At 68.5% G+C, this 14,566-nt stretch carries 16 protein-coding genes; 8 read left to right on the forward strand and 8 right to left on the reverse strand.

Going from position 1 to position 14,566, the window contains the following annotated elements; genetic code table 11:
• Positions 1–87 precede the first annotated feature (87 nt).
• From ylqF to Q392_RS31765, 5 genes are all read left to right on the forward strand, one after another.
• Positions 88–1,041: a ribosome biogenesis GTPase YlqF gene (gene ylqF, locus Q392_RS06420; protein ID WP_038203262.1), complete on the forward strand. Its 954-nt coding sequence runs from the start codon at positions 88–90 to the stop codon at positions 1,039–1,041.
• A 147-nt stretch (positions 1,042–1,188) separates the two neighbouring features.
• Complete coding sequence (locus tag Q392_RS06425) at positions 1,189–2,907, forward strand: phage tail sheath subtilisin-like domain-containing protein (protein ID WP_038203264.1); 1,719 nt, start codon at positions 1,189–1,191, stop codon at positions 2,905–2,907.
• Positions 2,908–2,924: 17 nt separating this feature from the next.
• Positions 2,925–3,875 carry a M14 family metallopeptidase gene (locus Q392_RS06430; protein WP_038203266.1) on the forward strand — a complete coding sequence of 317 codons (951 nt, stop codon included), beginning with the start codon at positions 2,925–2,927 and terminating at the stop codon, positions 3,873–3,875.
• 403 nt (positions 3,876–4,278) lie between these two features.
• On the forward strand, positions 4,279–5,553 hold the full coding sequence (locus Q392_RS31760; RefSeq protein WP_084216887.1) for an AAA family ATPase: 1,275 nt from the start codon (positions 4,279–4,281) through the stop codon (positions 5,551–5,553).
• Positions 5,550–6,194 carry an RloB family protein gene (locus Q392_RS31765; RefSeq protein ID WP_169748286.1) on the forward strand — a complete coding sequence of 215 codons (645 nt, stop codon included), beginning with the start codon at positions 5,550–5,552 and terminating at the stop codon, positions 6,192–6,194. The genes Q392_RS31760 and Q392_RS31765 overlap by 4 nt, the downstream gene beginning before the upstream one ends.
• Positions 6,195–6,571: 377 nt before the next feature.
• Here Q392_RS31765 and aptA read toward each other — a convergent pair whose 3' ends face one another.
• Entirely contained in the window at positions 6,572–7,927 is a 1,356-nt protein-coding gene (gene aptA / locus Q392_RS06435) for an omega-aminotransferase AptA (RefSeq protein WP_038203269.1), read from the reverse strand.
• Positions 7,928–7,993: 66 nt separating this feature from the next.
• On the opposite strand from aptA, the gene Q392_RS06440 reads away from it, so the two are divergent.
• Together Q392_RS06440 and Q392_RS06445 are read left to right on the forward strand one after the other, a co-directional pair.
• Positions 7,994–8,920: a LysR family transcriptional regulator gene (locus Q392_RS06440; RefSeq protein WP_211260205.1), complete on the forward strand. Its 927-nt coding sequence runs from the start codon at positions 7,994–7,996 to the stop codon at positions 8,918–8,920.
• Between the two features lie 90 nt (positions 8,921–9,010).
• On the forward strand, positions 9,011–9,805 hold the full coding sequence (locus tag Q392_RS06445) for an oxygen-binding di-iron domain-containing protein (protein WP_038203275.1): 795 nt from the start codon (positions 9,011–9,013) through the stop codon (positions 9,803–9,805).
• Positions 9,806–9,823: 18 nt separating this feature from the next.
• Here Q392_RS06445 and Q392_RS06450 read toward each other — a convergent pair whose 3' ends face one another.
• The 6 genes from Q392_RS06450 to Q392_RS06475 form a co-directional block, all read right to left on the reverse strand.
• The gene (locus tag Q392_RS06450) at positions 9,824–10,039 is read right to left on the reverse strand and encodes a hypothetical protein (protein ID WP_038203278.1); all 216 of its coding nucleotides are present in this window, start codon (positions 10,037–10,039) and stop codon (positions 9,824–9,826) included.
• Positions 10,040–10,143: 104 nt separating this feature from the next.
• On the reverse strand, positions 10,144–10,617 hold the full coding sequence (locus Q392_RS06455; protein ID WP_038203281.1) for a VOC family protein: 474 nt from the start codon (positions 10,615–10,617) through the stop codon (positions 10,144–10,146).
• 25 nt (positions 10,618–10,642) lie between these two features.
• Entirely contained in the window at positions 10,643–11,152 is a 510-nt protein-coding gene (locus Q392_RS06460) for an SRPBCC family protein (RefSeq protein WP_084216891.1), read from the reverse strand.
• Positions 11,153–11,177: 25 nt separating this feature from the next.
• The gene (locus tag Q392_RS06465) at positions 11,178–11,531 is read right to left on the reverse strand and encodes a DUF1428 domain-containing protein (protein ID WP_038203576.1); all 354 of its coding nucleotides are present in this window, start codon (positions 11,529–11,531) and stop codon (positions 11,178–11,180) included.
• 43 nt (positions 11,532–11,574) lie between these two features.
• Positions 11,575–12,228 (reverse strand): TetR/AcrR family transcriptional regulator, encoded by a 654-nt coding sequence (locus Q392_RS06470; RefSeq protein ID WP_051953029.1) that lies wholly within the window; start codon positions 12,226–12,228, stop codon positions 11,575–11,577.
• A 94-nt stretch (positions 12,229–12,322) separates the two neighbouring features.
• Positions 12,323–13,216 (reverse strand): M23 family metallopeptidase, encoded by an 894-nt coding sequence (locus Q392_RS06475; protein ID WP_038203284.1) that lies wholly within the window; start codon positions 13,214–13,216, stop codon positions 12,323–12,325.
• 92 nt (positions 13,217–13,308) lie between these two features.
• Between Q392_RS06475 and pcp the strand changes: the two genes are divergently transcribed.
• Entirely contained in the window at positions 13,309–13,989 is a 681-nt protein-coding gene (gene pcp / locus Q392_RS06480) for a pyroglutamyl-peptidase I (protein WP_038203287.1), read from the forward strand.
• A gap of 14 nt (positions 13,990–14,003) precedes the next feature.
• Here the strand turns inward: pcp and Q392_RS06485 are convergent, their stop codons facing one another.
• Entirely contained in the window at positions 14,004–14,456 is a 453-nt protein-coding gene (locus tag Q392_RS06485) for a VOC family protein (protein WP_245610651.1), read from the reverse strand.
• Positions 14,457–14,566 lie beyond the last annotated feature (110 nt).

Genomic DNA, 14,566 nt, shown 5'->3' on the forward strand with positions numbered 1-14,566 from the left:
TGGGGTTGGCGCAGCGTCAAAAAAGGCGCCCGCCGGGCCAGCAGGGACAATCGTCCGCTTCCCGCACTGCCTCTTTCCCGCCCGCCCATGCCGATCCAATGGTTCCCCGGTCACATGAACGCCACCCGCAAGGCGATTGCGGAGCGCGTGAAGACCACCGACGTCGTGATCGAGCTGCTCGACGCGCGCCTGCCCGGCTCCAGCGCCAACCCCGCGCTGACCGGCATGACGGCGCACAAGCCGCGCCTGAAGATCCTCAACAAGCAGGACCTGGCCGATCCGCAGCGCACGGCGGAGTGGCTGGCCCACTACCAGGGGCAGAGCGAGACCGGCGCCATCGCGCTGGACGCCAGCCAGACCCCGCCGGCGCAGCGCAAGGCCATCATCGACGCCTGCCACCGCCTGGCGCCCGGCCGCGGCGGGCTGGCCAAGCCGATGCGGGTGCTCATCTGCGGCGTGCCCAACGTGGGCAAGTCCACCCTCATCAACACACTCAGCCTGAAGCGCCAGGCCAAGGCCGCCGACGAGGCCGGCGTGACCAAGCAGGAGCAGCGCATCCTGCTGGCCGACGACTTCTACCTCTACGACACGCCGGGCATGCTGTGGCCCAAGATCATCGTGCCCGAGAGCGGCTACCGCCTGGCCGTGAGCGGCGCTGTCGGCCGCAATGCCTACGACGACGAGGAAGTCGCGCTGGAGCTGCTGGCCTACCTGAAGACGCACTACGCCGAGGCGCTGCGCGCCCGCTACCGCCTGCCGGACGGCGAACCCGTCGCGAACCAGCCCGACGAGGCGCTGCTCGACGCCGTCGGCCGGCGCCGCGGCGCGATCGTCTCGGGCGGCCGGGTCGATGCGCAGAAAGCGGCCGAGGCGCTGATCACCGATTTCCGCGGCGGCGCCATCGGGCGCATCACGCTGGAGACGGTGGAGGAGTTCGCCGCCTGGCTGGCCGCCGGCCGCCGTGCCGAGGCGGAGCTGCGGCGCCGGCGCGAGGAGGCGCAGCGGGCGCGGCAGGGCAGCGCGGCCGGCCGCGGCCGCTGACGGGCCTCGGCCGTCCGGCCGATGGGCAGCCCGCCGGCCGCTGGCCACAATGGCGGGCGCCCTGCGGCGCCCATCCGCCATGAGAGCCGTTCCGTCCACGCCTTCGCCCGTCCCGGCCGGCGCGCCCGCGCAGGAGGGCGGCTGAACATGGCCACCCTCACCACGCCGGGCGTGTACGTCGAGGAGACGCCCCCCGGGCCGCGCATCGAGCGCGTGGACACCGCCACCGCCGCCTTCGTCGGCCCGACGCGCCGCGGGCCGCTGGGCGTGCGGCCGCGGCTGCTGCACAGCGCCGCCGACTTCGAGCGCCTGTACGGCGGCTGCCAGCCGCTGCGCTTCATCGGCGGCACGGCGCACGCCGAGCCCCGCACCCACCACGTCGCGCACGCGGTGCGCGCCTTCTTCGCCAACGGCGGCGCGCGGCTGTACGTGGCCCGCACCGCCTTCGGCGCCCGCCCGGCCAGCGCCGTGCTGGGCGAGGACGAGACGCCCGACCGCCGCGTGACCCTGCATGCGCTGGACCCCGGCAGCGGCGGTAACGGGCGCGTCGTGCTGCGCGAGCGGCTGCTGCCCGCCGGCCTGCGCGCGATGACCGAGGCGCCGCCCGGCACGCTGCTGCGCACCGTCTCCGCCGGCCGGCCGTGCGAGTGCCTGCGCGGCCACGACAAGCGCTGGCGCGACCGCGAGGGGCAGGTCGTTGCGCGCGGGCGGGTCGCCGACAGCCGGATCGTCGTCCTCGACATCGCGTGGGCCGACGCCGACGGCATCGCGGACCGCTGGGGCGAGCTGGCCTGGTCGCCCTCGCACCCGCGCTGGGCCGGTGCCGTGCTCGGCAGTGCCGCCGCGCAGGCGAGCGCGCTGCCGCTGTGGCTGCACCTCGGCGCGGCGGTGGACGCCTGGGCGCTGCTCGACCGCGTGCGCGCCCTGGCGGGGCAGGCCGTGACGCTGGCCGGCGGCACCGACGGCATGGTGCCGCCGCTGGCCGACGAGGCCACGCCGGGCAGCTACGCCGCCGCGCTGGCGCAGGTCGCGTTGCTGGAGGACGTGCGCACCGTGGCCGCCCCCGGCGCCAGCGCGCTCGAGGAGCGGCTGGCCCTGCAGGCCGCGCTGGTGGCGCATGCCGAACGGCCGGGCGCCTGGCGCATCGCCGTGCTGGACGCCGCACCGGACCTCACGGCCGACCAGGCGCTGGCGCAGCGGCAGGCCGTCGATTCCGGCCGCGCCGCCTTCTACTGGCCCTGGGTGGTGGTGGCCGACCCGCTGGCGCCGCCGGGCCGCATGGATGCCGCGCTGGCGCTGCCGCCCTCCGGCTTTGTGGCGGGTCTGTACGCGCGCAGCGATGCGGCGCAGGGCGTGCACAAGGCGCCGGCCGGCCTGCCGGTGGCTGGCGTGCTGCACCTGGCGTGGCCGGTGAGCGCCGGCGAGCAGGACCGGCTCAACCCGCAGGGCGTGAACTGCCTGCGCGAGTTCCTGGGGCGAGGGCTGCTCGTGTGGGGCGCGCGCCTGGCCGACGATGACCCCGAGATCCGCTACGTCCATCAGCGCCGCTGGCTCGACATGGTCGAGGCCTCGCTCGGCCGCGGCCTGCGCTGGGCCGCGCAGGAGCACCATGGCGAGGCGCTGTGGACGCGCGTGCGCCAGGCCATCGACGGCTTTCTTCAGCCCGAGTGGCGCGCCGGCGCGCTGGCCGGACAGAAGCCCGAGGAAGCCTGGTGGACGCGCTGCGACCGCAGCACGATGACGCAGGCCGACCTGGACGAGGGGCGCATCGTCTGCCTGATCGGCGTGGCCCTCGCGAAGCCGGCGGAGTTCGTCGTGCTGCGCTGGACCGGCCGCACCGCCGACGCGCAGCAGGCCGGGGACTGAAGCGCCACAATGCCCGGATGACCCACACGCCCCCGCCCGTTCCCGCCTCGCTCGAAGTCCTGCCCCGCGACCTGTCGGCCTACCGCCAGGGGAACGTCGGCGTGGACTACGTGCACCGCTTCGAGTCCGGCCGCCCCGGCCCGCACGTGCTGATCAATGCGCTCACGCACGGCAACGAGATCTGCGGCATGGTCGCCGCCACGCACCTGCTCGACACCGGCGTGCGCCCGAAGGTCGGCACGCTCACCGTGAGCTTCGCCAACGTGGCCGCCTACGAGAGCTTCGACATCGAGAAGCCCTTCGAGAGCCGCCAGCTCGTGCACAACATGAACCGCATCTGGTCCACCGAGTGGCTGGACGGCGGCGAGCAGAGCCCCGAGCTGCAGCGTGCCCGCGCCATGCGCGCGGTGGTGGACGCGGCCGACCACATCCTCGACATCCACTCCACCAGCCAGGACGTGGAGCCCTTCTGGGTCTACCCCGCCTACGAGCGCAACGCCGCCCTCGCGCTGGCCATCGGCCGCCCGCCGGTGCACCTGGTGATGCCGCAGGGCCTGGGCTCGGGCGTGCCGCTCATCCAGTACGGCCGCCACGGGCTGGACGGCCCGGGGCCCGGCACGGCGGTGGTGGTCGAGTGCGGCCAGCACTTCAGGCGCTCGGCGGCCGAGCTGGCGACGGCCGTGACGCTGGACTTCCTGGCGCATTTCGGCCTGATCGACCCGCCCGCCGAGGCCGCGCCGAAGGCGCCGCAGCGCCGCTTCGAGCTGCTGCAGACGCACCTCGTGCACACCAAGGACTTCCGTTTCGCGCGCCCGCTGGTCGGTTTCGAGACCTTCGCCAAGGACGAACTGATCGCCACCGACGGCGACCGCAGCATCGTCTCGCCTTGTGACGGCTGCACAGTCTTCATGCCCACGCGTGAGCCGATCGTGGGGCGCGAGGCGGTGTACCTCACGCGGCCGATTTGAAAGCGTAGTGATGGGCTTGGCTGTGCGCAATTGCTGCATCAGCGCTGCCGCGATAGTTTCTTCCGAGCGGCAGTTGCGGGCCAGAAGCGGGCGCCGGGGTTGCTGCTGACTAGGATCGCTTCAGGCTCGCAGCGGAGGTCGAACGAACAGCGGCCAGCGTCCTGTCAAGGCTAATCGTTGATCACCGGTTTGAATCCAGTACGTCCTATCAAGTAAGCCAGGTGGCACAAGGAATGATTGCTTCCATTTTGATAGCGAGCATCTTTGCGTAGAGCCCTCAGTGACAGCCTAGTGTTAGTTCTGGTGTCAGGATGCAATCCCGATCAGCGGACAAGTTGCGCAAAGTCGGACCTCTTTCGTCCGAATTTTGGATTTTTTTCCATTTGAACGGTAGAATGCGCGCATGCTTCTGCGCTTTACTGCAAAAAATTTTCTATCCCTGAAGGGAACAGCAGAGCTTAGTCTCGTAGCGAGTTCCCTCAAGGAACAATCCGAATGCACGATTCCGACGCGGTACGCCAAATATGGTGTGGTGCCCGTGGTCGTGATCTATGGAGCGAACGCATCCGGTAAGTCCAACGTCCTTGGAGCGCTTGAGCTTTTGAGGTCGATGGTGCTGCGTTCATTCACACAGGGCGAAGAGGGACGAGCGCTCCCATACAAGCCGTTTGCTCTTGATGGCGAGGGAGCCAAGGCTCCGACTGAGTTCGTCTTGGACTTTGTGCTTGAAGATGTCAGATACCAGTTCGGCGTCCAATATGACAAGGAACGGGTGATTGAGGAATGGCTGCTAGCTTTTCCCAAAGCAGTCCAACAAACCCTCTATGCTAGGGTGTTTAGAGACGGAGCGGAGGAGTATCACTTTAGTCGACAATTGAGTGGCTCAAATAAGCAAATCCAGTCGATCACCCGGCCAGACTCCTTGTTTATTTCGGTGGCCGCGAAGTCGAACCACGCGCTTTTAACAAAGATATCGGACTACTTTAGAACGAAAATCTCATGTGTTGCCGTGTCGGCCAGCAGCAATCCTTTAGGTGTTGCAGATGTTCTTCACGGAAATGATGCACTCACGAATAGGGTGCTGGAGTATCTGAAAGAGGCCGATACTGGAATCGCGGACGTAAAAATTGAGGACTACGTGGTTCCGGATGAATTTAAATCAGATTTGGATGATATTTTAAAGGCACTCAAGAAATTTTCTGGGAACGTTAAGTTTAGCGAGAAGAATAAGAAATTGAGTCTTGGCCATTTGACGGGAGACGGCAATATTGTGTTCCTTGACTATGCCGATGAAAGCATGGGGACACACTACTTGATGTCCTTGCTTCCTCATATGCTCAAGACTCTAGATGCCGGCGGGACGTTGGTACTGGATGAAATTACCACTGGACTTCATACGCTGTTAGCTCAAAAGTTAGTTGGGATATTCATGTCCCGAGATACCAATCCCCACGGAGCACAGTTGGTATTCTCCACTCACGATACAAATCTTCTTTCGCCAGGCGTGCTTCGCAGAGACAGCATTTGGTTAACCGAGAAGTCGGCCGGAGGGGTCACGACCGTCTATCCCTTGACAGACATTAAGACCAAAAATACCGACAATATTGAGCGGGGTTACATTCAGGGGAGATTTGGGGCTATTCCAGTGCTCCCAGAGCGTACGGAGCCGCTGACGTGAGAAGGGCTGCGCCTCTTGCAAGACATGTAAAAAGTGTCCGTGAACCTAAGTCTCAGATAGTTGTCGTTTGCGAAGGAAAGGTTACCGAGCCCAGGTACTTTAATGATTTTCGCTTGCTGCGCGGAAGTTCTCTTGTAAAAGTAAAGGCGATTGGCGGATGCGGAGTGCCCGTATCAGTTGTCGAGCAAGCAATCAAGGAGAAAGCGCAGCTCGAAAAAATTGCCAAGAAGACCGGCAATTCCTTTGACAAGGCATTTGAGGTCTGGGCGGTATTTGATCGAGACGAGCACCCGGAGCCTCAGGTGCCAGAGGCGTTTCGACTTGCCACTCAGCATCGAATATTCGTGGCGTATTCCAACCCATGCTTCGAGGTCTGGGGGTTAATGCACTTTAGTTGCTGGGGTAAGCCGGGTCACCATCACGAGACTCAGCGGGACCTAAAAAATTTGCTGAACGGGTATTGCCACAAGGCCAACCCAGTGATGGACGTAAGTGTTCTGAACGATCACTACGACAAAGCGGTGGAGCATGCGAAGCGCGCACGATCCCAACGTTTGAAGGAAAGTGGCTCCCCGCATGGCGATCCCTCCACTACAGTGGATAAGTTGACAGAGCGCATTCGGCAGAATGGGAAGGGCTAAGAGCTTTCTTGGCAGTTGCGGGCCTGCGTGGACCTTGCGCTAAACCTTGCGGCTGCTACTCGGAGGCCTCCTGCAGGCAGCGTCAGGTCGATCGCGATGTTTGGCGTCACCCTGAAATCAGTCGGTTAGGCGGCAATTTGTGGTCATCCGCGTGCACCTCGCTAAGAGTCGGTTTTCGCTGCTGCGGAGCAGTCGTAGATGAGGACTGGCAGGACTACCGCTTAGGGCCCATTGCCGCCAGTCGCGAATTGCGAGGATTCCATCAAGAAAAGGTGGCCGATAGCACGGGCGTGAAGCCAAAGGCCTCCTTCCACCGATGCCGACGCCATGAAAAAAGCGCCCGAAAGGGCGCTTGGTCCTTGTCCGGCGCGGCGGCGTCAGGCCACCCCGGCCAGCGCCTCGCCCAGCGCGTTGACGAGGCGGTCGATCTCCGCCTTCTCGCTGATGAAGGGCGGGGCGAGCTGGATGGTGTCGGCGCCGTAGCGCACGTAGAAGCCCTTCTTCCAGCAGGCCATGGCGATCTCGAAGGGGCGCTTGGCCGGCTCGCCCGGTACCGGGTCGATGGTGATGCCGGCGGCCAGGCCGTGGTTGCGGATGTCCAGCACGTGCTTGGCACCCTTCAGGCTGTGGACGGCTGCCTCGAAGTGCGGGGCCAGCGCCCGCACACGCCCGGGGCCGTCCTCGGCCACCAGCAGGTCCAGCGCGGCGACGCCGGCGGCGCAGGCCACCGGGTGCGCCGAATAGGTGTAGCCGTGCGGGAACTCCACCAGGTACTCGGGGCCGCCGGCCTTCATGAAGGTGTCGTAGATCTCCCGGGTGGCGACCACGCCGCCCAGCGGCTGCACGCCGTTGGTCACCTGCTTGGCGAAGTTGAGGATGTCCGGCACCACGCCGAAGGCCTCGGCGCCGGTCATCGCGCCGCAGCGGCCGAAGCCGGTGATGACCTCGTCGAAGATCAGCAGGATGTTGTTCTGCGTGCAGATCTCGCGCAGGCGCTGCAGGTAGCCCACCGGCGGGATCACCACGCCGGCCGAGCCGGAGAAGGGCTCGACGATCACCGCCGCGATGTTGCTCGCGTCGTGCAGCGCGATCAGGTCCAGCAGCCGGTTGGCCAGCGCTTCGCCGCCCTCGGCCGGCATGCCCTTGATGAAGGAGCCCAGCGGTGGCTGGGTGTGGGGCAGGTGGTCGGCCTCCACGCCCTGGCCGAAGGTCTTGCGGTTGCCGCCGATGCCGCCCACCGAGATGCCGCCGAAGTTCACGCCGTGGTAGCCCTTCTCGCGGCCGATCAGGCGCGTCTTGGTGCCCTGGCCCTTGGCGCGCCAGTAGGCGCGCGCCAGCTTGAGCGAGGTGTCGGCCGCCTCGGAGCCGGAGCCGGTGAAGAACACGTGGTCCAGGCCCTGGGGCATCAGGTCCTTGATCTTGTTGGCCAGCTCGAACGAGAGCGGGTGGCCGAACTGGAAGCCGGGCGCGTAGTCCAGCTTCGCCGCCTGGCGCGCCACTGCTTCGCTGATCTCGGTGCGGCAGTGGCCCAGGCCCGTGCACCACAGGCCCGACAGGCCGTCGTAGATCCTGCGGCCCTCGGCGTCGGTGAAGTACGCGCCCTTGCCCTCCACGATGATGCGCGGGTCGGCCTTGAACTGCCGGTTGCCGGTGAAGGGCATCCAGTGGGCTTCGAGCCAGGCCGCGTCGGTGCGGGCGGCGGTGGGCTGGGAGGAGGCGAGGGCGGTGTTCATGGCGCCATTGTTGGCGCGGGCGATGCTGGCGAGAATGGCCGTCTTTCACTGTTCACTTGCCGATCCATGCAAGTAAAGAATCGGGCCGTGCTGGGCCAGCTCAGCGACATGGACCTGCGCCTGCTGCGCGTGTTCAAGGCGGTGGCGGAGTGCGGCGGCATGACGGCCGCCGAGCTGGAACTGAACATCGGCACCTCCACCGTCAGCCGCCACGTCAAGGACCTGGAGACGCGCCTGGGCCTCGTGCTGTGCCGGCGCGGGCGGGCGGGCTTCGCGCTCACCGCCGAGGGCCAGCGGGTGTACGAGGAGACGCTGCGCCTGCTCGCCTCGGTGGACGCCTTCCGCAGCGGCATCGACGACATCCACGGCCGCATGGGCGGCGAGCTGGAGCTGGCCCTGTTCGACAAGACGGCCAGCAACCCGCAGGCGCACATCGCCGGAGCCATCGCGCGCTTCGGCGCGCAGGCGCCGGGCGTGGCGCTGAACGTGCACGTGGCCTCCATCAATGCCATCGAGCGCGGCATCATCGACGGGCGCTTCCATGTCGGCGTGATCCCCACGCACCGCAGTTCGCAGAGCCTCGCCTACGCCGACCTGTTCGGCGAGACCATGCTGCTGTATGCCGGCCGCGCGCACCCGCTCTTCGGCGCCGACCACCGCAGGCTCGGCTGGACCGAGCTGCGCCGGCACGAGTTCGCCGGCCTGGGCTACCACTCGCCCAACATGGACTTCAGCCACCGCGAGCGCCTGGCGCGCCGCGCCACCGCCTACGACCAGGAGGCGATCGCGCTGCTGATCCTCTCGGGCCGCTACCTGGGCTTCCTGCCGGACCACTACGCCCAGCCCTTCGTGCAGGCCGGCCAACTGGTGGCGGTGGCGCCCAAGCGCTTCTTCTACCGCTGCCGCTTCGCCGCCATCTGGCGCCGCTCGCCGCAGCCGGGGCGGGCGACGGCGCTGTTCGCGCAGTGCCTGGCCGACGCGCAGGCTGCCTGAACCACGCATCGTTTGATGCGAATCAAGGGGTTGTATCGAGGTGTTGCATAGAGTCGCGGCTTTCCGCCGTTTCTCATTTCCGAGGCTGCCTTGCCCGTCGAGCTCTACCGCGACCCGAACCACGCCTGCATCATGTTTTCCGACCTGGTGGAGGAGGACGGCGCCGCCGTCCAGGCCAACCAGTTCCTGGTGGTGGACCACGGGCAGGGCGCGGTCATCGACCCGGGGGGGAACATGGCCTTCAACGAGCTGTTCCTCGGCATGTCGCGCCACTTCACGCCGGGCAAGCTCGACTACATCCTCGCCTCGCACGCCGACCCGGACATCATTGCCTCGCTCGACCGCTGGCTCACCTCGACGCAGGCGCGGCTCGTCATCTCGCGGGTGTGGGAGCGCTTCGTGCCGCACTTCGCCAAGAGCGGCAAGACGCTCAAGCGGGTGATCGGCGTGCCCGACGGGGGCGGCATCCTGCCGCTGGGCGGGAGTTCACTGCACCTGCTGCCGGCGCACTTCCTGCACTCGGAGGGCAACTTCCACTTCTACGACCCGGTCAGCCGCATCCTCTTCACCGGCGACCTGGGCGTCTCGCTCACCAGCGGCGCGGAGGCGCGCGAGCCGGTGCGCGAACTGGCGCCGCACATCCGGCGCATGGAGGGCTTCCACCGCCGCTACATGGTGTCGAACAAGATCCTGCGGCTGTGGACCCACATGGCGCGGCAGCTCGACATCGAGATGCTGGTGCCGCAGCACGGCGCGCCGATCGCGGGCCGGCAGGCGATCGCGGACTTCTTCGACTGGGTCGAGTCGCTGGCCTGCGGCATCGACCTGTTCGAGCAGGGGCACTACCGGCTGCCGGGCGCGGTCATCGCCGCCACGGCGGCCTGAGCGCGTCCGCGGCGCTCCTCACTCGGCTGGGCGGATGTGCCCGGCCTCGACGTACTGGTCGTACTGGATGCGCGGCATGGCGGTGGAGCCCACCACGCCCTGGGCCTGCTCCCAGCCCAGGATCACGCTGTCTTCCGTTTCCTCGATCTCGATCGGACCTTCGGGGATCACGATGGGCACGCCGTCGCCTGGCGTGAAGGTGACGTTGCCGTGGATGGTCGCCTTGCGCTTCATGCAGATCTCCTGTGGCGCACCGCCGCCCGCGTGCGATGCTGCGTTGCAGCGTACGCGCAGCCGGCACCCACGCGCATGAAAGACGGGGCACGCAGCGGGGGCTCTCAACCGCCGTCGAACGCGGCCTGGAGTTGTGCGATATCGAGCTTTCCCATCTGCATCAAGGCGCCCATCATGCGGTCGATGCGCTCGGGCTGGCTGCTTCGCGTCATCGCCTCGACGACCGAGGGCACGATCTGCCACGACAGGCCAAAGCGGTCCTTCAGCCAGCCGCAGGGCCCGTGCGAGCCGCCTTCGGCCAGCGCGTCCCACAGGCGGTCCACCTCGGCCTGGTCGGCACAGTCCACGCTCAGCGACACGGCTTCGGTGAACGGAAATTGCGGCCCGCCGTTGAGCGCAAGGAATTCCTGGCCCTCGATCTCGAAGCGGATGGTGAGCACCTTGCCGCGGTGCTCGCCCATCGTCTCGCCGTAGTGCGAGGTGGCGAGGACGCGCCCGTTGCGGAAGACGCGCAGGTAGTGGGCCACGGCCTCCTCGGCCTGGAAGTCGAACCACAGGCAGGGCGTGATCTTCTGCATGGCGGTCTCGTGTCGTCCTGCGGCGTCAGATGCGCGCGAGCAGCTCGCCCAGCTGGTCGGCGCACTGGCCCCAGCCTTCGTGGAAGCCCATCTTCTCGTGCGTGTCGCGGTCGGCGGCCGTCCAGTGCACGGCGCGCGCGGTGTAGCGGGTCTTGCCCTCGCCCTCGGGCTCGAAGGTGACGATGGCGGTCATCTTCATCGGCTGCGGATCGGCCGGCATCCAGCCCTCGGTGTAGGCGTTGGTGAAGACGATGCGGCGGTTCGGCTCCACCTCCAGGTAGACGCCGGCGTTGGGGTACTCGTTGCCGTCGGGGTCGCGCATCACCAGGTTGGAGCGGCCGCCGGGGCGCAGGTCGGCCTCCACGCGGGCCAGCGACCAGGGGCGCGGCACGAACCACTGCATCAGCAGCTCGGGCTCGGTCCAGGCGCGGAAGACCTTCTCGGGCGGTGCGTCGTAGACGCGGGTGAGCGTCAGTTCGTGCGCATCGGCCATCGGTTCGCTGTGGCAGGCATCGGGGTCGCGGGTGTCGGTCATGGTCGTCTCCAGAAAAGGCAGGGTGTCACCGGTGGACGATCATGCGGAAGCCGCCGTAGATCATCCGCTTGCCGTCGAAGGGCATGGCCGACATGTCCTTGGGCAGACGCGGGTCCTCCATGACTTTGGGCCAGGCGGCGTCGCGCACTTCCTTGGACGGCCAGGTGACCCACGAGAACACGACGGCCTCGTTCTCCTCGCGCTTGACGGCCATGGTGAAAGAGGTGAGCTTGCCTTCGGGCACGTCGTCGCCCCAGCACTCGACGACCTCCAGCGCGCCATGTTCCTTGAACACGGCGGCCGCGTCGTCGGCGTGCTTGCGGTACGCCTCCTGGTTGGCCTGGGGGACGGCGAGGACGAAGCCGTCGACGTAGTGCATGGCTGGCATGGTGGTCTCCTTGGATGAAGGAAGGAAGAAAGCTTCAGTCTGCTGAAGCCGGCGGGGCCGCTGCCGTCGGCAGCAGCACGGTCTCGACGTAGGCGCGCAGGTGGGCGACGCAGCGCCGCGCCACGCCCGCGCTGCCCTCGGCCTTGGCCAGGACGAAAGCGCCCTGCAGCACGGCCTGGAAGTACAGCGACACCTCCTGCGGGTCCCACGCGGCCTGCGGCGCATGGCGGGCCTTGGCGGCGGCCAGGTCCTCGGCCACCGTGTCCGCGTGGGCATGGATGACCGCCTGGCAGGCGTTGCGGATGGCGGGGTGGGTGGCGTAGGTCTCCTGCACCATCGTGCCCAGCAGGCAGGTGACGTCGGGCAGCTCGCCTTCGAGCAGCGCGGTGCGCAGGGCGAGGTAGCCGAGCACGCGCTCGCGCGGGTCGGCCGGGGCGTGGTAGTCGGCGGCGGCGAACATCGCGCCCGTCACCTCGCCCCAGTGGTGGGCGGCGGTGATGCCCAGGTCTTCCTTGCCCTTGAAGTGGTGGAAGAAGCTGCCCTTGGTCACGCCGGCGGCGGCGCAGATGTCGTCCACCGTGGTGGCGGTGTAGCCCTTGGTGCGGATGACCTGGAGGGCGGCGTCCAGCAGCCGGGTGCGGGCGGGCGCCGTGGACGGCGCGGAGGAGAGGCGGGGGGCGGAAGTCATGTCCATACCGAGTGGTTGGTATGGATCATACGTACCAGTTGGTATGGCGCAAGCGCCTTTTTGTAACGGCGCGTATGTCGGGCGCCCCCGCGCCTCAGATGAACAGCGCCGGGTCCACCATCGTGCGGTTGAGCATCACGCCCCAGTGCAGGTGCGGGCCGGTCACGCGGCCGGTGGCGCCGACGGCGCAGAAGGCGTCGCCGGCCTGCACCGCGTCGCCCACCTTCGCGTCGATGCGGCTGAGGTGGCAGTACATGCTCAGCAGGCCGCCGCCATGGTCCAGCCAGACCGTGCCGCCATTGAAGAAGTAGTCGCCGGTGTCGATCACCCGGCCGGCGAGCGGCGCGCGCACCGGCGTGCCGGTGGCGGCGGCGATGTCCATGCCGCTGTGCGGATTGCGAGGCTGGCCGTTGAACACGCGCCGCAGCCCGAAGGAACTGGAGCGCCGGCCCGGCACCGGCGCCTGCATGCGCAGCAGGCCGGCCGGCGGCTCGCTCCAGGTCGCCATCACCTTCGCCTGGTGGTCGCGCTCGCGCTCGTAGCGGGCCTGGTCCGCGGGCGAGAGGTCCACCGTGCGCGGCGCCACCGTCAGGTGCTGCTCGCGGTAGCGCTTGGCCTCGATCGCGTAGCGCAGGGTGCGCGCATCGCCGTCGGCGCCGGTGGCGTGGATCTGCGCCTCGCCCGGCGCGGCCGCGAGCGGAATGCCGACCAGCGCGGTCCATTCGATGGGGTCGCCGACCACCAGCAGCGGCACGGCCTCCTTGCCGCCACCCGCGGCGGTGGCGGCGGGCCGCCGGGCGTCCGGGCCCAGCGACAGACGTGCCACGCCGCCGGGCACCTGCAGCGGCCGAGGCCACAGGTCGGGCGCCGGCGGCATGCCGCGGGCGGGCGCGGCGTGGGCCAGCGGAGAGCACAGCAGGGGCAGGGCGGCCAGGCGCGACAGCGCCGCGCGGCGGCCGGCGGGATGCGGGAACAGGGAAGAGGGCATGGGTTCGTCGAAGAGGCGGACGGGGGCCGGGGAAGGGTACACGCCCGCCCGCTGCGCTACGCTGGCGGCTCCGCGTTTCCGCTGCTCCCGCCATGCCTGCTGCCGACTTCCGCCGCCGCATCCTCCTCACCGGCTTCGATCCCTTCGACCAGGACGCGGTCAATCCCTCCTGGGAGGTCGCCCGGGCGCTGGACGGCGAGGCCGTCGGCGAGGGCGCCGTCGTGCAGGCGCTGCGCCTGCCCTGCGTTTTCGGGGAGGCCGCTGTGCGGCTGGACGAGGCGCTGGGCCAGGCGCCCGCGCCGGCCCTGGTGGTCGCGCTCGGCCTGGCGGGCGGCCGCTCGGAGATCTCGCCGGAGCGCGTGGCCATCAACGTCGACGACGCCCGCATCCCCGACAACGCCGGCCGCCAGCCGGTGGACGCGGCGGTGGTCGAGGGCGGCCCTGCCGCCTACTTCTCCACCCTGCCGATCAAGGCCATCGTGCGCGCATTGCGCGAGCACGGCGTGCCGGCGGCGGTCTCGAACACGGCCGGCACCTTCGTGTGCAACCACCTCTTCTACGCGCTGATGCACCGGCTGGCGACGCGGCCGGCGCTGGCCGGCACGCGCGGCGGCTTCGTGCACCTGCCTGCCCTGCCGGCGCAGGCGGCACAGCGGCCGGGCCTGCCCAGCATGGCCCTGGCGACGCAGGTGGAGGGCGTGCGCCTGCTGCTGCGCACGGCGCTGGACGTGCAGGGGAGCGACCTGCGCGAGAGCGGCGGCGCGCTGCATTGAGCCGCCCCCGGCGTTCAGGCTGGCGGCAGCGCTGACGGGTCGTACTGCGCCGCGAACTCGGCGCTCGGCGGGATCGGCTTGATCACGTCGATCAGCACGCCGTTCGGGTCCTGCGTGATGAAGTGGCGCTGGCCGAAGTCCTCGTCGCGCAGCGGCAGCAGCATCGGCAGGCCGGCGGCCAGCAGGCGCGCGTGCACCGCGTCCACGTCGTCGACCTCGAAGTTGATCAGCAGCCCCGCTGCCGACCGGCCGCGCGCCGCCTCGGGGATGGTGGCGTGCGAGCCGTCCAGCACCGCGAGGTTGACCGCGTCGTTACCCGGCAACTGCAGGTGCACGTACCAGTCGCTGCTGAACAGCGGCGCCAGGCCGAAGTGGGTGCGCCAGAAGGCGGCGGTGCCCGCCACGTCGCGGGTCATGAGCACGGGGTAGTAGCTGGTCACGCGCAGGGCGGGGGCGGTGTCGGTCATGGCGTTCACTCCAACGGAAGGGGGCGGCCGTGGCGGGCTTGCCGGGGCTGGCCGTCCGGGGCCCCGGCAATTAACATACAGACTGCATGTTTGATGAAGATTAACGTACA

Origin of the sequence: Xenophilus azovorans DSM 13620 (genome assembly GCF_000745855.1) — a bacterium.
Classification (GTDB): domain Bacteria; phylum Pseudomonadota; class Gammaproteobacteria; order Burkholderiales; family Burkholderiaceae_C; genus Xenophilus; species Xenophilus azovorans.